This is a genomic window from Microcystis viridis FACHB-1342, assembly GCF_014698335.1.
Taxonomy (GTDB): Bacteria; Cyanobacteriota; Cyanobacteriia; order Cyanobacteriales; family Microcystaceae; genus Microcystis; species Microcystis ichthyoblabe_A.
In genome coordinates this window covers 1-21,304 of record NZ_JACJSV010000077.1, presented here as the reverse complement: position 1 = coordinate 21,304, position 21,304 = coordinate 1, and the positions used below count along the sequence as shown (strand labels likewise).

At 41.8% G+C, this 21,304-nt stretch carries 16 protein-coding genes; 5 read left to right on the top strand and 11 right to left on the bottom strand.

Features of this window, described 5'->3' with window-relative positions:
* Positions 1-136 precede the first annotated feature (136 nt).
* A complete protein-coding gene (locus H6G40_RS19520) occupies positions 137-535 on the bottom strand; it encodes a hypothetical protein (RefSeq protein ID WP_002732662.1) in 399 nt (132 codons plus the stop codon).
* A gap of 634 nt (positions 536-1,169) precedes the next feature.
* On the opposite strand from H6G40_RS19520, the gene H6G40_RS19515 reads away from it, so the two are divergent.
* The gene (locus H6G40_RS19515; protein WP_002734811.1) at positions 1,170-2,036 is read left to right on the top strand and encodes a 6-pyruvoyl trahydropterin synthase family protein; all 867 of its coding nucleotides are present in this window, start codon (positions 1,170-1,172) and stop codon (positions 2,034-2,036) included.
* A gap of 61 nt (positions 2,037-2,097) precedes the next feature.
* Here the strand turns inward: H6G40_RS19515 and H6G40_RS19510 are convergent, their stop codons facing one another.
* The 8 genes from H6G40_RS19510 to cobW form a co-directional block, all read right to left on the bottom strand.
* Positions 2,098-2,907 (bottom strand): SDR family NAD(P)-dependent oxidoreductase, encoded by an 810-nt coding sequence (locus H6G40_RS19510; RefSeq protein ID WP_002777481.1) that lies wholly within the window; start codon positions 2,905-2,907, stop codon positions 2,098-2,100.
* A gap of 382 nt (positions 2,908-3,289) precedes the next feature.
* On the bottom strand, positions 3,290-4,465 hold the full coding sequence (locus tag H6G40_RS19505; protein WP_069473898.1) for a hybrid sensor histidine kinase/response regulator: 1,176 nt from the start codon (positions 4,463-4,465) through the stop codon (positions 3,290-3,292).
* A gap of 149 nt (positions 4,466-4,614) precedes the next feature.
* On the bottom strand, positions 4,615-5,061 hold the full coding sequence (locus H6G40_RS19500) for a response regulator (protein WP_002758488.1): 447 nt from the start codon (positions 5,059-5,061) through the stop codon (positions 4,615-4,617).
* Positions 5,006-7,306, bottom strand: coding sequence for a sensor histidine kinase (locus H6G40_RS19495; RefSeq protein ID WP_069475019.1), 2,301 nt, complete (start codon positions 7,304-7,306; stop codon positions 5,006-5,008). Before H6G40_RS19495 ends, H6G40_RS19500 begins: the two co-directional genes overlap by 56 nt.
* A 345-nt stretch (positions 7,307-7,651) precedes the next feature.
* On the bottom strand, positions 7,652-8,425 hold the full coding sequence (locus tag H6G40_RS19490) for a hypothetical protein (protein ID WP_069475018.1): 774 nt from the start codon (positions 8,423-8,425) through the stop codon (positions 7,652-7,654).
* Positions 8,426-8,633: 208 nt separating this feature from the next.
* Complete coding sequence (locus H6G40_RS19485; RefSeq protein WP_069475017.1) at positions 8,634-10,685, bottom strand: M3 family metallopeptidase; 2,052 nt, start codon at positions 10,683-10,685, stop codon at positions 8,634-8,636.
* Positions 10,669-10,950 (bottom strand): hypothetical protein, encoded by a 282-nt coding sequence (locus H6G40_RS24235; protein ID WP_422613706.1) that lies wholly within the window; start codon positions 10,948-10,950, stop codon positions 10,669-10,671. The genes H6G40_RS19485 and H6G40_RS24235 overlap by 17 nt, the downstream gene beginning before the upstream one ends.
* Positions 10,951-11,318: 368 nt before the next feature.
* Positions 11,319-12,353 (bottom strand): cobalamin biosynthesis protein CobW, encoded by a 1,035-nt coding sequence (gene cobW, locus H6G40_RS19475; protein WP_002732696.1) that lies wholly within the window; start codon positions 12,351-12,353, stop codon positions 11,319-11,321.
* 203 nt (positions 12,354-12,556) lie between these two features.
* Between cobW and H6G40_RS19470 the strand changes: the two genes are divergently transcribed.
* A complete protein-coding gene (locus tag H6G40_RS19470; RefSeq protein ID WP_002732804.1) occupies positions 12,557-12,745 on the top strand; it encodes a hypothetical protein in 189 nt (62 codons plus the stop codon).
* Between the two features lie 40 nt (positions 12,746-12,785).
* Here H6G40_RS19470 and H6G40_RS19465 read toward each other — a convergent pair whose 3' ends face one another.
* Positions 12,786-14,615: a polysaccharide biosynthesis protein gene (locus H6G40_RS19465; protein ID WP_069475015.1), complete on the bottom strand. Its 1,830-nt coding sequence runs from the start codon at positions 14,613-14,615 to the stop codon at positions 12,786-12,788.
* A 636-nt stretch (positions 14,616-15,251) separates the two neighbouring features.
* Between H6G40_RS19465 and crtH the strand changes: the two genes are divergently transcribed.
* Positions 15,252-16,763: a carotenoid isomerase gene (gene crtH / locus H6G40_RS19460; protein WP_069475014.1), complete on the top strand. Its 1,512-nt coding sequence runs from the start codon at positions 15,252-15,254 to the stop codon at positions 16,761-16,763.
* A 193-nt stretch (positions 16,764-16,956) separates the two neighbouring features.
* Positions 16,957-18,636, top strand: coding sequence for an ABC1 kinase family protein (locus H6G40_RS19455; protein ID WP_190538165.1), 1,680 nt, complete (start codon positions 16,957-16,959; stop codon positions 18,634-18,636).
* Positions 18,637-18,820: 184 nt separating this feature from the next.
* Here H6G40_RS19455 and H6G40_RS19450 read toward each other — a convergent pair whose 3' ends face one another.
* A complete protein-coding gene (locus H6G40_RS19450) occupies positions 18,821-19,879 on the bottom strand; it encodes a tocopherol cyclase family protein (protein ID WP_002731633.1) in 1,059 nt (352 codons plus the stop codon).
* A gap of 2 nt (positions 19,880-19,881) precedes the next feature.
* On the opposite strand from H6G40_RS19450, the gene H6G40_RS19445 reads away from it, so the two are divergent.
* Positions 19,882-21,132 carry an FGGY-family carbohydrate kinase gene (locus H6G40_RS19445; RefSeq protein WP_190538164.1) on the top strand — a complete coding sequence of 417 codons (1,251 nt, stop codon included), beginning with the start codon at positions 19,882-19,884 and terminating at the stop codon, positions 21,130-21,132.
* Positions 21,133-21,304: the final 172 nt, after the last annotated feature.

Here is a 21,304-nt window from a genome sequence, read left to right as displayed (position 1 = left end):
ATATCTAAAAAAAGGATTGAGATGGAAACTACCTAGAGACTTAGAGGAATTACGTTTGTTAATTGGTCAACGACTCGAAGAAATGAACAAAGAGGTAATTGCTTCAATTGTTGGACGAGGTTATATCCTGGATGCTCTATCTGTAGTTGGTATTTAGAGAATTGGTATAACCACCTTTAAGGTGGCGCAGGCAGAGAACTGTTAGGAGATCGGACTCGGTGTTATTGATAACAAAATTGTAGATATCATTAGCCGCCTCTTCTTGAATTCGGATCAGGTAACGATTATCCATGCACCAATAAATCCATTCTTCATCAGGCAAGTGTTTTAAGAGATTTAAAACCGTATCCCTGATCTTGGAACAGTCCATCGGAATTAACTCCACTTTATCGCCATATTTTGCTAAGTTCTCAGGATAATTGTCGTAGGGAACACGAAAAGTAAAAGGATTACTTGGCCACAATTTTTGATAAGTATAAATCATGTGATCAGCAAATTTAATGTACTTATCGCAGGTCAAAACGATCGCTTTCATAAATGATTCTTAATCCTGAATAGTTTTTTAGTTTTAGCTGTTATCCTTACGGAGCGACTAATTATAGGATTATCACCAGCAAATTTACAGCAAAGCTGTCTATTTGTCAATACTTTTGGTATCCTAGTCTTGAAAAAACAGAGAGCGGCACTCAAGAAGGCCGTTTATTCTCTCCATCAACTGGCAATTTTAGCGATTATTACTGACAATAATCAAGAATAACGAATCGAGTTAAGTAGCTGGTTATAATTAAATTAAAAATGGATTTTAGGTTCGATCCCCCCTGCCCCCCTTGATAAGGGGGGTGCCGATAGGCGGGGGGATCTGAAAGTTTTTAATACCTATCTACTTAAGTAGTTATCAAGTCACAAACATCTAAAAAAAGAAATAGGTTTATATTGGGGTAAAATCCAGTTTAGAATGGCCACAAGACCCAGAAAAAAGAAAAAAATTCAACAGAAACTAGCGGAATATTTAAAAATAGCAAAATCTCAATATAGACTCACAGCGATCGCACCATACCAGAATTGAGGGATAACTTTCCCCAGTCTGCAAGCTGGGGGGGACAAAACTGGTTTATGCTAGAAAGAGTTACCTTAACGTAACTTTACAAAGTCATCGATCGCCCACATTTATGGATTGCATCATCAATCGTCGAGCGCGGTTTTCAGCCAGCCATCGCTATTATCTACCAGAATGGGACGAAGCCGAAAATCAAAGACTTTTTGGTCTTGGTAGCCGTTTTCCCGGTCATGGTCACAATTACGAATTATACGTCTCCCTATACAAAGAACTCAATCTTTATGGCATGGTGGAGAATCTCTCCACCGTGAAACAGGTAATTAAACGAGAGATAACCAGTCAATTAGACTACTCCTATCTCAATCAAGTCTGGCCGGAATTTCAGCAAACCCTACCCACCACAGAAAATATCGCTAGAGTTATCTGGCAAAGATTAGCACCCTATTTACCATTGGTCAAAATTCAACTATTTGAACACCCCGAATTGTGGGCAGAATATCAAGGAAAAGATATGGAAGCAACTTTAACTATCAAAACCCATTTTAGTGCCGCTCATCGTTTGGCTTTACCGCAATTAACCCTCGAACAAAACTCGGAAATCTACGGCAAATGCGCCAGGGTAAACGGTCATGGTCATAATTATCACCTAGAAGTATCCGTGGCGGGAGAAATTGATCCCCGCACCGGTATGATTGTGGATCTAGGAGATTTACAAAAAGCGATCGATGAATTGGTAGTAGAACCCTTCGATCATACTTTTTTAAATAAGGATATTCCCTACTTTGCCGAAGTGGTTCCCACCGCGGAAAATATTGCCTTACATATCGCTCAACTATTGGAGGAACGGATCCGCCAATTAGGAGCCGAATTAGATAAAGTTAAACTAATTGAAAGTCCCAATAATTCTGCCGAAATCCACTGCCGTGGTTCGGTTCAAGCTCCCCGACAACTTCTAGAAAAAACCCTGACAGCCGTTTAATTGCCTGTTGGTTAAGGTGATTAGGGTGAGCATGGCTCACCCTGATGGATTTAATTAAACCCTAGTTAAACACTTCTCGCCATCCTCGCTTTCCTTTGCTTTGGCGCAAGGGAGAGGCTAAATCGACAATTTTCTCCAGCAGTTTCGGGGCCAATTTTTGACACCAAAGAGCTAGATGACTTTGCCAACCGACGACAATTTCCGTTTTTTCCCTATTTAACCCGGTAATTAGGGTTTGGGCGACTTCTTCGGCGCTCATCGGCTTTAACCATCGAAATAACTGCAATTCTCGCACCATATCCGTATCGGTTAAAGAGGGTAAGAGGGTGACAACTTTGATGTTGTGTTCCCGTAATTCCGACCTGAGAGCCTGACTAAAACCCAAAATGGCAAATTTGGTGGCTGAGTAGGTAGCAAAGCTAGGAGCGGCAATTTTACCCATCATGCTGGAAACATTGACGATGGTTCCCTGTCCCCGAATTGCCATCCGGCGGGCAATTAAGCGAGTAACTGTGTACATGGCCATCAGATTTAAAGATATTTCTGCTTGCACTTGCGAAAATTGCGATCGCAGAAAGGGGGTTTGATGGGCAATACCGGCACAGTTAACGAGGATATCAATGCCACGACATTCTTGCCAAACGCGGATAATTGAAGGACTAACAAGGTCATTTTCGGTTAAATCTAGGGCTAAAGGTGTGGCAATGACCCCTAGGGACTCAATTTCTTTGGCTAGTTTGTCTAATCGCTCTTGATCTCTGGCAACAATCACAATTCTGCTTAAACCTTGTCGGGCTAATTCTAAGGCGATCGCTCGTCCAATGCCCCGGGATGCCCCCGTGACTAGGGCTGTTTTTCCCTGTAATTTCATGATCAAACTCCTGTTTTAAGCAACAGTACAGAAATTTATTGGTTTTGCTTCTGAAATCTTTGATTTGTGCATCTATGCCCTACATAAGTAGCGAAGCAATCGGGGGATAGATGGATAGGTTAGGGTGCATGGGATTTTTCCTCCTTCAAAGCGCACTCTTGAACCCACGGTAACAGTTGTCTTTACAAACAGCAATCTTTTTTAACACTTTTCCGCAAAATCACTCGATCGGATGAACGCTCAGGGTGATCCTCAATCCTATGGAAGGGGAGCAGGGAGAGGGGAGAGGTAGGGTTGATTCATGAATCAACCCTACTATGAATCAACCCTAGGGGAGAGGGGCAGCAGAAAAAAAAATTGTGGTTCCACCCTATTGTTGATCTCAATTTAGGTGTTCAATATCGGTAATAATCGGTAGAATCACCGTGATCTTTGTGCCTTTTCCTTCCTCACTTTCTATGTAAATTTGTCCTTTGTGCGCTTCCACACAGCGTCCGACAATGGCTAATCCTAATCCCGTTCCTTGAATATTATCGACATTGCTACCGCGATAAAAAGGTTTAAATAAATTTTCTTGATTTTTGCTGGGAATACCAATGCCTCGATCGATAATTTTAAAGACTACCTGCTCGGATTCGACAATAATCTTAAATTCTACGGGGTTTCCCTGTGGTGAATATTTGATAGCATTTCCCAGTAAATTTGTCAAGATATGTTTAATTAAATTAACATCCCAAAGTCCTCTTTCTAAGCTGCCCTCAATTTGGAAAATAATTGCCGATTGTTTTTCTGGCTTAACCATAAAAGATTCTACCAATTTCTGACAATAATCGAGCAAATCCACCGGATCAAATTGACAGTATAATCTCCCGGAATCGGCCCTACCAATTAATAACACTTCTGTGAGCAATTGATCCATGTCTTTAATGGCCGATCGAATCATGCGAAAATAGCTAACTTGCTGATCTTTTGTCAACCGATCGCGACTTTCTTCTAATAATCCAGCCGAGAGTAAAATTTTATTTAAAGGATTGCGAAAATCGTGAGATAACATGGAAACAAATTCAGTTTTTAACTGATTTAATTCCTGAGCTTTTTCCAGTTGATTAGTGCGTTCAATCACGCTCATTTTTAAAGCTTCGTTCGATTCTCGTAAAGCTTCCTCCATCTGTTTTCGCTCGATCGCATAACATAGCGATCGAGTTAAAATTTCTAAACTTACTTCTCTTTTAATTAAATAATCCTGCGCTCCCTGACGTAGTGCTGCCAAAGCTAAATTATCATCATTAGTATTAGTTAAAACCACGATTGGTAATTTCGGAGCCGTAATTAAAAGGGGAGCTAAGGATTCCAAATCCTGACTATCTGGTAAAGTTAGATCTAATAAAATTACATCAAAATTTGTTTGTTTTAAAAGAGAAATTGCCTCCGATAATCTTGACACATTAACCAGATGAAATTCTTTTTTTTCATTACCCTTAAGAATTTCCTTTAATAATCGAGCTTCGGCTAAATTATCCTCGATTAAAAGAACTTTTATATCCTGCGAGAGTCCCATTGTTTAATCAAGAGTTAAAGAGATTTGGGAAGTTAGGAAGTGGGGTGTGGGGTGTGGGGAGAATAAAGCTGCCTCCTGACTCCTGACTACTGACGACCGACTCCTGATAACTGATAACTGATCACTGATAACTGATCACTGATAATGATTCACTCCCCAGGTAAAGTAGCGGTTTCTAACCAAAAAGCCTCGATATTTTTGACAATTTTGAACAAATCGTTGAGATTGCGCGACTTGGTTATATAACAATTAACGTGCAGTTCATAGCTATAAAAAATATCCTCCTCGTTGCGAGAAGTGGTTAAAACCACCACAGGAATTCTTTTTAAACTGGGATCGTTTTTGATTTCCGCTAATACCTCCCGTCCGTCTTTTCTTGGCAAATTCAGATCGAGAAGAATCAGATTAGGACGAGGAGAATCGAGATACTCCCCTTCTCGACGCAGATAATCCATGGCGTTGACACCATCCCTAACGATAACTAATTCATGCGGGACGGTGCTAGTTTTTAATGCCTCTTGGATGAGGCGAATATCAGCTTTACTGTCCTCCACTAATAAGATAATTTTGTGTGGCACGTCCTCGCCAGCGCTCACGCTCGTTACCTCCTAGGGGAATTGTAAAATAGAAAACCGCTCCTTTACCTAATTGGGATTCTACCCAAATTCGTCCGCGATGACACTCGATAATTTTCTTACAAATCGCCAAACCCATACCTGTGCCGGGGTACTCGTCGCGGGTGTGCAGTCGTTGGAAAATTACGAAAATGCGTTCGGAAAATCGGGGATCGATGCCAATTCCATTATCGCTGATAGAGAACAGCCATTCCTCCTCTTGACGTTGGGCAGCAATATGAATAGTGGGAGTTGCTTTTCCCCGGAATTTAATGGCATTACCGATAAGATTTTGGAACAATTGCATTAACTGGGTTTTATCTGCCATAACAATTGGCAAAGGATCAACGGTGATTATAGCTTGACTTTCTTGAATTCTCCCTTTCAGGTTAGCGAGAGCTTTTTCCAGTGCCAGATTAGCATCGATGGTATTAAACTCTACCGCCTGCATATCCACTTTTGAGTAAGCCAGCACATCATCTATTAATGTTTGCATCAAGCTGACACCTTCGACGGCAAAAGTAATAAATTCTTTAGCATCTTCGTCCAGTTCTTCGGTGTAGCGCATTTCTAGCAACTGCACATAGTTGGCGACTTGATTGAGGGGTTCCTGTAAATCGTGGGAAGCGACGTAGGCGAATTTTTTTAATTCGGCGTTTGATAGTTCCAAATCCCGCGCTAAACGTGCCAATTCATCGGCTTGTTTTAAGATGATATTTACGATCGCTTTTCGTAATTCTAGTGCGGCGTTAATTTCTACTGCTTTCCAGGGTAAAGATTTGAGACGAACAGTTTCTTTCCAGAGGGAGAAAGATTTACGCGGACAGAGACGAATATCACCATCTATGGCAGTCGTTTCGATCGCTTTACCCGGATCACCACCCCAGTTCACGGTTTGAATTACTTCCGGACGAAACCAGAGGAGATAATTACGTTTAGAAATGGGAATTGCTAGTAAACCACTGGCAATGTCTTTAAACTTACCCGCATCGGCATAAATTCGCGGTAAGGAATTGGTATAGTAAACATCTTCATGGACGTTTTTTTCTAGCCAAGTAATCAGATAGTTTATTTCTTCTTCGCTCGGTGTTACTCCAATTAAGGTATAGTTACCACCTAAACAAATAGCGGCTCCCGTGGCTTTAGTTAGATCGAGCAGATTCGGTTTATGGGCAATTAATCCATCAATAAAGTTATTAGCTTCCGCCATATAATCGATTAATTGCGATTGCACAAAATTTAATTTTACTCGATAGTCATAATCCTCGGTTTCTTCCCGTGCCGATATTTCCGAGAAAATTACTCTTCCTAAGAACTCACAAGCTTTACGGAGTTCGTAGGGTACATATTTAGGGGTGCGGTGATGACAGGCAATAATGCCCCAGAGACGTTTATTTTCAATCAAAGAAATGGTTAGAGATGCTCCCACTCCCATATTATGCAGGTATTCTAAATGACAGGGAGAAGCACTTCTAAGACTGGACAGGGTTAAATTTAAGGGTTGTTGGGTTTCGGGGTGAAGACTAGGCACTAGATCGACGGGTTCAGAGGTAGCATCGGGAATCTGTCGAATCCAATTAGCACTTAATAAATTTCGTGCCGGGAGAGGTATATCGGAAGCGGGATAACGTAAACCGAGATAGGGTTCTAGTTGCTCTATTTTGTCTTCTGCTATCACATCACCGTTATCTTCTTCGTCGAATTTGTATAACATAACTCGATCGAATCCTGTCATTTTTCTGACTTCTTTAACGATGATATTACAGAAATCTTTCAGGCTACGGGTGGCTTCAAGTTTATCGATCGAAGTTTTGGCTAGGTGATAGAATCTCAGGAAAGGAATGTTTTCATAGGAAATAGCTGGTTCTAACTCTAAAATCAGCATTTGTTCGGCGTTACGGTGGAAAATAGCATCAAAGACGGCAAAATCATCCCCTTTAACCCGCGCCCAAATTTTGGCAGGATTGAGAGCATCAAAATCGTTATTTTCTATGGCTGATTTTAGAGGATCGATCTGAAAGGGATCGAAGATTTCCTCTAGGGTTTTACCGATAATTTCCCCCGGAGAAATGCCCAATAAACTGCGGCTATTACTGCTAGTTTGGCTGACTTTTAGCTCCGGTTCGCTGAGAACTAAAAGCACCCCGTGCGGTTGAATTCGGTTATAGAGATGGATCGGTTCCCGTTCGATCGAAGTTGGGTTAATTGTCTCGGTTATAACTTCCATGTGTATTTCTCCCAGAGGATTTTTGCCAAGTTGAAAACTCTTTGTTTATTAAAACTATTTCTTCTCACTTTCAGGGGGCGATCAAGAATAAATTTACTTCTCTTAATACTAGGCCATCAAAAGTAATAAAACTTTAATTAATCAGTTATCTATCGATCGAGCAGTTCTGTTCAGTTCCCTTTATTATAATCAGTTTTTCTCTGAGAATCTAGGGTAATTTGTTAAGAATTAAGAGTTAATGTTACAAAGGAAGGATAATTCTTAATAAAAATATACAGTAGGGTGTGTTAGCGAAGCGTAACACACCAAAATCTAAGATTTAAATATGATAGCAACCCTTTTTTGTTAATTACCTGGAGGCAAAATATTATGATTGGTGATCATTTCTACCAGCTTATAAACATTGACAGGGAGACTAATTGGCGGATTAATCTTTTGTGCTTTTTCTGGAACTATTTTTGTTAAAAATTCATGTAATTTTTGCCATACATTTTTCTTAGTTTCTCTATCTTCGCCTTCGACTTCATTAATTCTCAACTCAGCCAGAGTAGCCAAAATTTCCTTGCGAAGACCATTATAGCCAACGATGTAAAATTTGTTAAGAGCTTCTAGGACTTCATTTAATTTAATCAGCAGAAATTGTTTAAACTCTTGCGTAATTTTGCTATCTTCAATCATTTGAATTAAACCTAAGATTTCTTCCCTTAACCTGTTCAAATCCTCTTTGCTTAAATATATTTCCTCAAAATCTTCTACACAAGAAGGAAGCCAATGTAGAGCGTACCAGTCAGGAGAGTTTAATGGCTGTAAGAAAGAATTTGACCAAGACATTTCAAGTCTTGAAAATACACTAATTAATTCATCCTTAATTTGTTCCATAAGTTCTTTATAGGAAGACTGTTTTCTTGAAGGAAAATATTGTAGTTGATCTTCTATGTGATAAATAAGCTGTAGTAATTGAATCAACCCTTTCTGAACAGAATCAGTGTCATTTTTCACTTCCATTGCTCTTGCTAAAACTGCTTGAACTGATTCGTCAGTTTCGTCTGGAGAACATCTTTGTAGGATAATTAATAAACGTTCGGCTGGATTATGAATCGGTAGAGTAGATGATTCCATAAATTTTATCAAAGGCTAGATTGGTGATGTATAGAACAATAGTATTGTAACCTATCATTGTCTATTTTTACAGCAAGTTTGAGAGCCTATTTATGAAAAAATGTTAAGTAGTCAAGTAGGGTGCGTCAGACAATCCCTTGTTTTTAGGGAAAAAATCAAGAGCTAAATATTACCGTAACGCACCACAAAGAAAAGTGTTTGGCTACTTTTATAAGCCGCTATGACGGAGGAGAGGTTCGGTACTAGGTTCACGACCGCGGAAAGCTTTAAAAACATTCATAGGATGGGAACTTCCCCCCATAGCTAAGACAGTGTCGCGAAAACGACGACCGATCGCTTTCACTGCTTCTTCGTTATCTAATCCCACTTCCTCGAAAGCGGCAAAAGCATCGGCGCTGAGGACTTCTGCCCATTTATAACTATAGTAACCCGCCGCATAACCGCCAGCGAAAATATGTCCAAAAGAACACAAGAAAGCATCTTCCGGTAGGGGAGGAATGATCGTCGTCGTCGCCGCTAAACGCTGTCTGACTTGTTTAGGAGTTTCGCTGCCATTGGGTTGATAACGATGGTGTAATTCCAAATCTACTAAAGACAAATGTAACTGACGCAGCATAGCCGAACCGCTCATATAATTCTTAGCTAGGAGCAGTTTTTGATAGTAATGTTCGGGGAGAGTTTCACCGGTTTGGTAGTGTTTGGCCATACTCATTAAAGTAGGGCGATCATAACACCAATTTTCCATAAATTGACTGGGCAATTCCACCGCATCCCACTCAACGTTATTAATACCCGCCGCGCCGGAATAATCCACAGTGGTTAACATATGCTGTAAACCGTGGCCAAATTCGTGAAATAGGGTAGTTACCTCCTCAAAGGTCATTAAACTGGGGTTTCCGTCCACTGGAGGCGTTTGATTGCAGATTAAATAAGCCACAGGTAAACGCACCTCGGTGCCGGTTTTGGCCCGACCGATACAGACATCCATCCAAGCACCGCCGCGTTTTTCGGCGGGACGACTGTAGGCATCGAGGTAGAAATAGGCGATTTTTTCGCCCTTTTCGTCGTTAATCTGGAAATAACGCACATCGGGATGCCAGATAGGTGCTTTACCGTCGGCAGCGATAATTTCTACCCCAAAAATCCGTTTAGCGAGGCTAAATATGCCTTCTAAAACCCGTGGTAGGGGGAAATAGGGGCGTAATTCCTCGGCACTAAAGTTAAACTTGGCCTGACGCTGTTTTTCTGACCAATAGGCTATATCCCAATGCTTGAGATCGTCGGTTCCCGCAAAAGTTTTTAAGGCCTCTAAATCCTGTTTTGCCGCTTCATAGCTTACTTGGCGCAAATTGTCAAGCAATTTCTCGATTTCATCCACAGAATTGGCCATTTTCCGGGCAAGACTGACCTCGGCGTAGGTACTATAACCTAAAAGATGGGCCTGTTCCTGACGAAGTTGCAAAATGCGATCGATTAAGGGATTATTATCCAATTCTCCCAGATCGGCCCGACTAACGTAGGCTTTATAGAGTTTTTCGCGCAATTCCCGATTATCGCTGTACTTCATAAAGGGGAAATAACTGGGAAAATCGAGGGTAATCACCCAGGGGCCAGTTTCGTTGCTGGCGTTAGTTTCCCCTTGGGTGCGGGCGGTTTGGGCGGCTAAACTGAGGAGACTAGGGGGTAAACCGGCGATATCTTCTGGGGTTGTTAGTTTCAGTTGAAAAGCTTTGGTGGCATCGAGGAGGTTATTAGAAAATTTCGTGGTGATTTCCGCTAATTCCAGTTGAATTGCGTTAAATCTGTCTTTTTTCTCCCCTACCAATCCCACCCCGGCCAATTGGGCATCCCGCAGGGAAGCTTCGACAATGCGCTGTTGTGCCTCGTCTAATTGCCCCCAGCTTTCCCCTTGACGCAGGGACAAAAATGCTTCATAAATGGGTTTACTTTGGCTTAAACGGCTAATAAACTCGACTACCTGTGGTTGTACGGTTTCGTAAGCTTGACGCAATTCCGGGCTATTTTTTACCCCCATCAGATGACCGATAATCCCCCAACTCCAGCTTAAACGTTCTTCGATCCGGGTGAGGGGTTCGACTAATTTTTCCCAGGTGGGGGTAATCTGCGCTTCTAGTTCGGTTAATTCTCTGGCCAGTTCCTGCAAAAGTTGCGTCATCCCAGGGACAATCAGGCCGGGTTGGATTTGGTCAAAGGCCGGTAATCCTTGACCGGCAAGCAGCGGGTTACTGGTGTTCGTCATAATTGTTGGTCTGGAAGGGTGGGTAATCTGTATCTTTTACTACCCTAACCCAAATCCCCGACCATCTATCCGGGCGATCGAGCGCCGGAGCTTTTTCAGTGGGGTGTGGGGTGTGGGGTGTAGGGTGTGGGGTGTGGGGAAAGAAACCTCTTTCATCTGTGGGGGTGAAAATTTTTTCATTGGGACTGCCTCTGTTGATCAAAGATAAGCAAAAATTATTTATTGACTGCAAAAACTTGAGAATATTTAAATTAACATTCCGCAATATTTACAAATTCTTAAGAATTAATTGAGAAAGATTTTTATTTAACAACGATGTTACAAGGGTTACAGCGATTTGATAGAATTTCATAATGGGTTATTTTGTGCTTTTTTAGGCAGCAATAGTTGAAACCCTTGCCACACCTAGAAAGTGATCCTAATTAAGACGGTCAAATCAGTCAATTTCACCCATAACGATGATCTTTTTTTTGTGTAGTTTTATTGCAAAAAAAAAGTTTTTTTGACAAAAAGCACAAAGTATGATAGTACCCAACGTATTTCTGGCTGCGAGTAATTATTGTAGAGGGGGAGAAGGGAGAATAAATAAAAATAATCTCCCTACCCCACACCCTAACCCCAGGAAAAACTTCTTCAGCAAACCCTAGTTAAGGCCTGCTCGATTCTCTGACTATCGAGGGAGCGGCCGATAAAGACCAAGCGAGTTTGCCGCGTTTCCGTGGATTGCCAGGGTCGATCAAAGAAAGAATCAAAGCGATCGCCGACTCCCTGTAACACCATACGCATCGGTTTGTTGGCCACATTAACAAATCCCTTGACCCGATAGATTTCTTCTCGGGCCACCAATTCTTTGATCCGTTGGGTCAAAATTCGGGCATCTACGGGAGAATCGAGGCAAAACTGCACAGAATTGATATCCTCATCGTGATCGTGTTCTTCCTCGTGATCATGATGACTAGGACGACTAGCTAAATTATCCTCGACGGCGGCATTAAATCCCAATAGCACATCGGGGCTAATTTGTCCATCGGCACAAGTAACTATTTTTACCGTCGATCGCAGTTGTGTTTTCAGCCAATTAATAATTTTTTCTAATTCAATTTCGCTGATGAGATCGGTTTTAGTTAAGAGTACCAGGTCAGCGCAGGCTAACTGATCCTCAAATAACTCCTCAATAGGCGTTTCGTGTTCTAAATTGGGGTCTGCTTGCCTTTGTGCCGTTAAAGCATCTAAATCCGCCACCAGACGACCCCTAGCGATAGCAAAACCATCCACCACGGTGATTACTCCGTCCACCGTCGCACCGTTGCGGATTTCCGGCCAGCGAAAAGCTTGAACCAAAGGTTTAGGTAAAGCTAATCCGGAAGTTTCGATCAGCATACAATCCAACTGTTGCCGTCGCTCCAGCAATTTCTGCATGGTGGGGAGAAATTCTTCCTGTACTGTGCAGCACAGACAACCGTTGGTCAATTCCACAATATTATCGTTGGGGTTGTCGTCGCAGGTCTGACAACTTTTCAACAAATCACCATCAATTCCCACCTCTCCGAATTCATTGACCATAACGGCCACCCGGCGGCCTTGATTATTTTGCAGTAGATGACGGATGAGGGTAGTTTTTCCCGCACCCAGAAAACCCGTGATCACAGTAACTGGAATTTTATGCATAGATAGGGCGATCGATCATATTCTTAGATCAATGTATCAGACTCTCGGTCTAGGGTTGAGGGTTTCAGCACTAATTCTTTAGGATTGCCCCACCAATTGCCGGACTGTCACAAACTGGCTGAAATTTTCCTAGTTAGTCGTTATTCTGGTAAAAGTTTCAGCCGGCTAAAATAATCGCTGAAGAACTTTTGTGGGAGTGGATTATGTTACAACGTCTTTTTTTAGCCTTTACCCTCGCTTTTCCTCTTTATTTAAGCATTGCTATTCAACAAACTTCTCCTCTAGCTGATAGAATAAATCGCCCTTCTTCTCGCGGGATCAATAAAATTGAGCAGACGGTAAAAGCTATCCAAAAGCAATTAAAACAAGAGCATTCGGTTCAATTAGATTAATAAATTTTGGCAACAAGAGGAGAGATAAAACTCCTCTTTTTCACTTTTGATTTGACAAATTACTTGCCATTTGCTGCGGGGGACGGTATTCGGGAACTAAATCTTGTAGGGACTTAACTAGGCCCTGACGGTCATTAACTTGAATAGAATTAAGCAATTGCTCTAATTTGATTTGCAATTCCTCCCAAGCAAGAAAGTGTTCATTAGCGCAAAAAATCTTTGGGTGAGCGGTGGGACGAGCTTTATCGGTATCGATTAATAATTCTTCGTAGAGTTTTTCCCCCGGTCTTAATCCCGTGATTTCAATATCGATATCTTGCCCTAATTCCAAGCCACTTAAACGAATCATCTGTAGGGCCAAATCGTAAATTCTTACCGGTTCACCCATATCTAACAGGAATACCTCACCCCCTCGGGCCATGGCTCCTGCTTGTATAACCAAACGCACCGCCTCTGGAATAGACATAAAATAGCGAATAATATCGCGATGGGTGAGGGTAATATTCTTACGTTGGGCGATTTGTTCCCGGAAACGCGGCACCACGGAACCGCTACTATCAAGAACATTGCCAAAGCGGACGATCGCGCAACAGGTGGAACTGTCGGGTAAAGCGGCCAAAGCTTGCACGACTAACTCAGCACAGCGTTTGCTGGCCCCCATAATGTTAGTCGGTCTGACGGCCTTATCGGTGGAAATAAGAACTAAATTACTAACTGAATTCTCGATCGCAGTCTGAGCGACATTTAAACTACCCCAAACATTAGTGTAAACCCCCTGACTAGCATTGGCTTCCACAAGGGGAACGTGCTTATAGGCGGCCGTGTGATAAATTGTCTCAATCTGGTGTTGTTGGATGACTCGGTCTAGATGATTGCGGTCGAGAACATTGCCTAAATAGGCATACTTGCGTAAATCGCTATAATTTTCACTTAAATCAAGATCGATTTTGTAGAGAGAAAACTCGTTTAATTCGTAGATTACCAGGCATTTTGGGTTGAGGAAGGCGATTTGTCGGCATAATTCCGAACCGATGGAACCACCACCCCCGGTAACTAACACCGCTTTACCGGTGACATTTTTTCCCAAAAGTTCGGGATGAGGTAGAATTTCTTCCCGTCCTAATAATTCCGAGACATCGACACTGCGAATCTGATTGATGGTCGTTTCTCCCGATAAAATTTTTGAGAGGGGAGGAACGGTTTTAATGTCGATGGGTAAAGTTTCTAGACTTTCGATGATTTGCCGCTTTCTGGCCTTGGCTACATTAGGAATAGCGAGAATAACCCAGTCAAAGGCTGTTTTTTGGTGCAGTAGTGCCAATTGAGAGGGGGGATAAACCCTAAAGCCTTGGATCACTCGGTGCTGCAAATCGGGATTATCATCAACAAAGGCCAATAAACGATAGTGGGGGTCATTTTGTAGGGAACGTGCCAATTGACGGCCCACAACCCCCGCACCATAGATAACAATTGTCGGTTCTCTATCCACACTACTGACGTAAATATTCAGACGGTGAAAGACAGAACGAATCAACAATCTCACCCCGATAACCAATACTAGGGTTAACAATGCGTCGATAATCAGGACTGAACGCGGCAAAAAGGCATCCCCTTGAAAGTAGGCCAGAATGATTAAAAACCCTGAACTATAGAGAACCGCTTGCAGTACGGAGGAAAGAAACTCTAATCCTGTATAACGTACTACGGGACGGTAAATACCTTTGAGATAGAAAACTAGAGTTTTAATGGCAATTAAGCCCAATATTGGCTCTAAAAAAGGTCTAATTTCCCGATATTCGAGGCTCAGATTCAACCTGAGAGAGAAGGCCAGATAGATGGTTAGACAAAAAACAAGGCAGTCGGTGATCATTAAAAGAGATCGCTTCGATGACCTAGATAGGTAATTAGCCAATTTAAGGATTTTGTTCGCCAGTTTTCTATACATTATCCAATTGATTAATTAATCTTAAGGTAAATTACTTGGCTCCTCTCGACTTTGTCTGGTAATCAGTGCTTATTATTCGGACGAGTCTTGCTAGGCAAGGCTTTGAAGAATATATTTACGGAAAACTACCCCTATTCTTCTCTCTTCCATACACAAACGAGAAGAGCCAATATTTTTTATAACAGTAGCACTGTCCGTCTTTCCGCAACATAATATCACCTAAATCCAATTATGTCAAGCGGCGGGATTTGTCAAGACTTTGGCTCTCTTAGGTTTGGTGGGCAAAATATATTCTAAGATACAGTCCTGCTGGCGAGGGAGTGGAGGGAACCACTCCAGACACAGAGGACACAAAGATTGATCACTTCTAGAGTAAGTTAAACTGGTCGCAACGCGCTCGCTACGCGAGATCACACAAAGAATAAGAGAGCCGGACTTTTTTCCTTTTAGCAACTTTTCATCGCTCCCCAAAAATTTTTTGCTCCCCCAAACTAGCCGATAGATGACCGCTAGTCAAGGGTTACAATCAAGAATTGATGCAAAAATTTATCGAGTCAAGTTATGAGTAATCAGTACGATGCGATCGTGATTGGGTCGGGAATCGGGGGATTGGTGACAGCGACGCAATTAGCGGCAAAAGGAGCAAAAGTCTTGGTTTTAGAGAGTTATCTGATTCCGGGGGGCAGCGCGGGTTATTTTGAACGAGAGGGTTATCGTTTTGATGTGGGTGCTTCGATGATTTTTGGTTTTGGCAAAAAGGGGACGACTAACCTCTTAACCAAGGCTTTGGCAGCGGTGGATATGAGTATCGAAACCATTGCCGATCCCGTCCAGATCCATTATCATCTCCCGGACGGATTAGACCTAAAAGTTCATCGCGACTACGAACAATTTTTACAGGAATTAATTAGCCATTTTCCCGCAGAAAAAACTGGTATCCGGCGCTTTTACGATGAATGCTGGCAGGTGTTTAATTGTCTCAATAGTATGGATTTACTATCGCTGGAAGAACCCCGCTATCTGACTAGGGTTTTTTTCCAGCATCCTTTATCTTGTTTGGGATTGGTCAAGTATTTACCCCAAAATGCGGGAGATGTGGCCAGAAAATATATTAAAGACCCGAAATTATTGAAATTTATCGATATGGAATGTTACTGTTGGTCGGTAGTACCCGCTGATCGCACTCCGATGATTAATGCGGGGATGGTCTTTAGCGATCGCCATTACGGGGGAATTAACTATCCCCGGGGGGGAGTGGGACAGATTGCTCTCAAGTTAGTCGCGGGATTGGAAAAAGCTGGTGGTGAAATCCAGTATCAAGCGAGAGTGAATAAGATTATTTTAGATGCAGGACGGGCGATCGGGGTAAGATTGACCAATGGTAAAGAATATTACGCGAAAAAGATTGTTTCTAATGCCACCCGTTGGGATACCTTCGAGAAACTACTCCCCCCGGAATCTCTCCCGGGTAGCGAAAAAAAATGGCAAAAACGCTATCAAAAATCCCCCAGTTTCCTGAGTTTGCATCTGGGAGTCAAGGCCGATGTATTACCATCAGGAAGCGAATGTCACCATATTTTACTAGAAGATTGGGAAAATATGGAAGCAGAACAGGGAACTATCTTTGTTTCTATTCCTACCTTACTCGATCCCTCCCTCGCACCCCCGGACCATCATATCATTCATACTTTCACCCCTAGCTGGATTGATCAATGGCAAAAACTGCCTCCCCAAGAATATCAACAGAAAAAAGAGGCCGCTGCTCATCGTCTCATCGAGCGCCTGAAAAAACTCTTTCCCAAACTAGATACAGGATTAGATTATATCGAAATTGGCACGGCCCGCACCCATCGCCGCTTTTTGAATAGAATCGATGGCAGTTATGGCCCAATACCTCGAAGAAAATTGTTAGGTTTATTAGGAATGCCCTTTAATCGCACAGCTATTCCTAATCTTTATTGTGTGGGAGATAGTACCTTCCCCGGTCAAGGATTAAACGCGGTGGCCTTTTCTGGTTTTGCTTGCAGTCATCGTCTAGCGGTAGATCTGGGTTTACCCCGTCCCAGAGATTAAAAGCTGAAAATCAGGATTTTTACCGGCGAATTCGGAAACGGGAAGGTAACACTTGACAGCATTTCTCAGATAGATGAAGCACATTTTTGCGACTGGAATCCTTGCTTCGGCAAGGTTTAATTTATACTTCACCTTGACGAGAAACGCTGTAGATCGGTTTTGCTGATAACTGATAACTGATAACTGATAACTGATGCTTACTCCCTTTGATTCCTCGAAGTCTTTACATTGGCAGCAAAGCTTGCGATCGCCGATTGTTCGTCAATTGGAGATATTTAGCTTTACAACGCAGTTTTTGACTTTTTTGCTCTGGGATCGTTTAACGGGGGCTAATGGGGGCAAAAAACGGCAAAGGAGAGCGAAATGGTTAGTTGATCGCCTCATGAATTTGGGACCAACTTTTATTAAAATTGGACAATCTTTATCGACGCGAGCAGATTTAATTCCGCTCGAATATATCGAACAATTAACCCAATTACAGGATCGAGTTCCCGAATTTAATAGTCAAGAAGCGATCCGAGTTATTGAAACAGAATTAGGACAACCCCTAGATAATTTATTTGCAAGTTTTACCGTGTCTCCCCTCGCTTGTGCCAGTTTAGGACAAGTACATCGAGCGCGGTTATTAAGTGGGGAAGAAGTCGTTATTAAGGTACAAAGACCGAATCTAGAAGGACTATTTAATCTCGATTTTGAATTGTTGCATCGTCTCACCCGTTGGTTAAATATTTTACCCGTGGTGAAAAAATATAATTTAGAAGCTATCTATCAAGAATTCTTTGAACTACTCTTTCAAGAAATTGATTATATTCATGAGGGCAAAAATGCCGATCGCTTTCGGGAAAATTTTAAGAATTATCCTCAAGTAAAAGTCCCTTTAGTTTACTGGCAATATACCACCCGCAAGGTATTAACTTTGGAGTATGTACCCGGGATTAAAGTGGATGATCGAGAGACTTTACTAGCTAATGGTATTAACGTAGATGGGATTATTCAACTGGGGATTTGTTCCTATCTCAAACAACTATTACAGGATGGTTTTTTCCAATCGGATCCCCATCCGGGTAATATGGCAGTTAGTCAGGAAGGGGAGTTAATTTTCTACGATTTTGGCACGATGTTCGAGTTAAAGTCCGTCGCTAAAGATCAAATGATCGAAACCTTTTTCGCTGTCTTGAGAAAGGATACGGAAACAGTCTTAAAAACTCTGGTGTATATGGGTTTAATTGAACCCGTTAGAGATCTGCAACCCGTGCGAAATATCGTCCAGTTTCTCTTAGATGAATTTCGCGATAAACCGGTAGATGTGAGGGTCTTTGAACAAATTAGCGATCAAGTGTATTTAATGTTTAAACAGCAACCTTTTCGCTTACCTCCCCAAATGACTTTTATTATTAAATCTGTCACCACTTTGGATGGGATTGCCCGCTCTTTAGATCCCCAGTATAATTTATTAGCAGCTAGTCAACCTTTTGTGAAAAGTCTAGCGGTATCAGGAGGAACTACCAACACCATGCTTACCCTAGCTAATCAAGCTCGCACTTTTTTTCAACAACAATGGCAAAAAGGTAATAAAAACGAAAGAATGATCCGTCAATTAGAGGAAAAAATCGAGCGAGGAAATTTAGTTTTTCAAGTTAAGTCACGCGAAAATGAGCGACTTCTGAAAAGAATTTATCTGGGAATTAAAGTATTAATCAATGTCTGTCTATTGGGATTTAGCATTATCTCAGCCATATTTTTATTAAACACCAACTATAGCAAACTAGCTATTATTCCCTTCAGTTTAGCGGGGTTATTTGGTTTATTTTTTCTACGTTCTTCTATGGCTTTATTGATTCAGGAAAGATTAGATAAAATCATAGAAAAGTAAATAATTATCATCTTTATTAAGTAAGTGGTTATAATTAAATATCTAATTGCCAGTGTGGTGACAAGTTCCCCGGCTCTCTTATTCTTTGTGTGATAAGTTTGACTTATATAGTAGCGATCGATCTTTGTGTCCTTTGTGTCTCTGTGGTTCGTTCCACATTTTTCCGTCGCCATGGTGATTTAACTCACTGTTTAATCCAAGCTGATGGCCAAATACCGCCAATTTCGAGACCAGCTAGACGACTAGAGCTATTTATAAGGATTTTACCACGACTATCAGCCAATTTTATCGATAATTTACCTTTGAGGGTATCTTGACAAGCAAAAGAGAGACCTTTTTCCGTGGGTACACGCACGCGATCGGGAGGATGGTCACTGATCCCGATTAAGACAATGGTATAATTCTCGTTGGTTGCCCTCATTTCCCAGTATCCCCAGGGTTGCACTGTCCAAGTTAGTTGAGAATTCCAGATATCAAACTTATAAAAGCGATTTTGCCAGTGAATACCGATAATTCCCACCGATTCCGTCCAGTTAAGAACTTTCCGGGTAGAACCCACTGCGGTTAAGGTTAAATCGGGATTTTCAGGGAAAGCATTACAATTAATCCAAAACCACTTTTCGGGGAAAGAATAACCCCAATTTTTCTCGCTATAAAAAGGTACATTCTCAAATTGATAATTTTTTCCCCGATGGGTAATCATTCCCGTTGCTAAACCATGAGCAGTTAAAATCTGCCAACCCGGGTCAAAAATCGGTAAATAAGATAATATTCCTGCTGTTGCTTGGGGTGGACGCTTGTTATCTCCCCAAGTGTACCTAGTTTCAATGCGATAATCCCATTGACAGATTTCTCCAGTGACGGGATCATAAATTCGTCCTTGCTGCTGGTGTGCCGTTGCTTGATAACCTTCTCGAATAGACTCAAAAAAATCTAACGGAGAAAGCAGACGGGGACGGATTTTTAAGTTAGTTTTTCCCCAATGAATAATGGCTAATTCCTGATGACTTGCCCAAAATTTATCCGTATCGGGAAAAGTGCGACAAAGATAATTAGATTCTATGGCTAAAATTTGCACTGCTCCGCCGCTATTGACTTGACCGCCGCTTGGGTCTTGAATAGAATACATAAAGGCGAATCCGTCGGCTAATTGCGGAATCATGACTCGGAAGTACCAACCTTCAAAGAATCGGGAAGTGATACCATCCCAATGGTAGCCAGAATGAGGGGGTTGTGAAGACATCTATGGGTTTATCTTTAGGTATTGATTTTGGCACATCGGGAGCGCGAGCGATTGCTATTGATTCTAGCAAAAATATCGTCGCTGAGGTTCATTATCCTTTCACTAATGCCAATTTTCAGGATTGGCAAAAGGCCCTATTTTATTTATTGGATAATCTAGGGGATTCGGTGCGTTCAGAACTTAAATCGATCGCTATTAATGGTACTTCCTCGACGGTGTTATTATGTGATAATTGGGGTAATCCTCTTTCTGAGGCGATATTATACAATGATGGGCGAGGAATTGCATTTTTAGACGCAATTAAAGCTATAGCACCCCCTCACCATCCCGTAATTAGTGCCACCTCTAGTTTAGCTAAATTACTTTGGTGGAGTGAACAAGAAATTTTTTCGCAAGCGCGTTATTTTCTCTCGCAAGCGGACTGGTTAGCATTTCTGCTGCATGGTAAACTGGGAATTAGTGATTATCATAATGCCTTAAAGTTAGGTTATGATCTCGAAAATCTCTGTTATCCCGATTGGTTAGAGAATTTACCGATGTTTAATTTATTACCGCAAATTTTTGCCCCGGGTACAGCGATCGATACTATTAAACCGGATTTAGTGACTCGTTTTGCTATCCCGAAAGATTGTTTAATTTATACGGGAACCACCGACAGCATAGCGGCATTTTTAGCCAGTGGTGCTAATTCTTTAGGGGATGCAGTGACATCTTTAGGTTCAACTTTAGTCTTAAAATTATTAAGTAGCCAGAAAGTTGATGATAGTAACTATGGCATCTATAGTCATCGTTTAGGAAATTTGTGGTTAACTGGTGGGGCATCTAATACGGGGGGAGCGGTGTTAAAGAAGTTTTTTTCTCATGAAGAATTGAGAAATTATAGTTTAGCAATAGATGGACAAAAAGAAAGTAATTTAGATTATTATCCTCTACTAAAAGCGGGCGAGCGCTTTCCCATTAATGATCCTTTTTTACCCGCAAAACTGACTCCTCGCCCCGATAATCCTCTAGAATTTTTGCATGGTTTACTAGAAAGTATTGCCCGCATTGAAGCTTTAGGTTATCAGCGTTTACAGGAATTGGGAGCCAATAAATTAGAGCGAGTTTATAGTGCCGGTGGTGGGGCAAAAAATTCGACTTGGAGAATAATTCGTCAGCGTCATTTAGGGGTTCCCGTGCTTTTATCTCAACAGGATCAAGCAGCCTATGGTACTGCCCTATTAGCACAGCAATCGGTTACGCTATTGAAATAGTCTCATAAGTAGGGTTTGCGGCAAAAAGTTTGTTGGTGGGGTTAGGAGTCGGTCGTCAGGAGTCAGGAGATAGGAGTCAGGAGATTATTTTATTTATTCTCCCCACACCCCACACCCCACACCCCACACCCCACACCCCACACCCCACACCCTACACCCTACACCCTTCGTT

Excerpts from the sequence above, each read along its gene's own strand:
- H6G40_RS19505 (WP_069473898.1), bottom strand. The coding sequence starts at position 4,465 with ATGGGACTCTCGCAGGATATAAAAGTTCTTTTAATCGAGGATAATTTA.
- H6G40_RS19510 (WP_002777481.1), bottom strand. The coding sequence starts at position 2,907 with ATGAAATTACAGGGAAAAACAGCCCTAGTCACGGGGGCATCCCGGGGC.
- H6G40_RS19470 (WP_002732804.1), top strand. The coding sequence starts at position 12,557 with ATGTTACAACGTCTTTTTTTAGCCTTTACCCTCGCTTTTCCTCTTTAT.
- crtH (WP_069475014.1), top strand. The coding sequence starts at position 15,252 with ATGAGTAATCAGTACGATGCGATCGTGATTGGGTCGGGAATCGGGGGA.
- H6G40_RS19445 (WP_190538164.1), top strand. The coding sequence starts at position 19,882 with ATGGGTTTATCTTTAGGTATTGATTTTGGCACATCGGGAGCGCGAGCG.
- H6G40_RS19495 (WP_069475019.1), bottom strand. The coding sequence starts at position 7,306 with ATGGAAGTTATAACCGAGACAATTAACCCAACTTCGATCGAACGGGAA.
- H6G40_RS19485 (WP_069475017.1), bottom strand. The coding sequence starts at position 10,685 with ATGACGAACACCAGTAACCCGCTGCTTGCCGGTCAAGGATTACCGGCC.
- H6G40_RS19455 (WP_190538165.1), top strand. The coding sequence starts at position 16,957 with ATGCTTACTCCCTTTGATTCCTCGAAGTCTTTACATTGGCAGCAAAGC.
- H6G40_RS19465 (WP_069475015.1), bottom strand. The coding sequence starts at position 14,615 with ATGATCACCGACTGCCTTGTTTTTTGTCTAACCATCTATCTGGCCTTC.
- H6G40_RS19515 (WP_002734811.1), top strand. The coding sequence starts at position 1,170 with ATGGATTGCATCATCAATCGTCGAGCGCGGTTTTCAGCCAGCCATCGC.
- H6G40_RS19450 (WP_002731633.1), bottom strand. The coding sequence starts at position 19,879 with ATGTCTTCACAACCCCCTCATTCTGGCTACCATTGGGATGGTATCACT.
- cobW (WP_002732696.1), bottom strand. The coding sequence starts at position 12,353 with ATGCATAAAATTCCAGTTACTGTGATCACGGGTTTTCTGGGTGCGGGA.
- H6G40_RS19520 (WP_002732662.1), bottom strand. The coding sequence starts at position 535 with ATGAAAGCGATCGTTTTGACCTGCGATAAGTACATTAAATTTGCTGAT.
- H6G40_RS19490 (WP_069475018.1), bottom strand. The coding sequence starts at position 8,425 with ATGGAATCATCTACTCTACCGATTCATAATCCAGCCGAACGTTTATTA.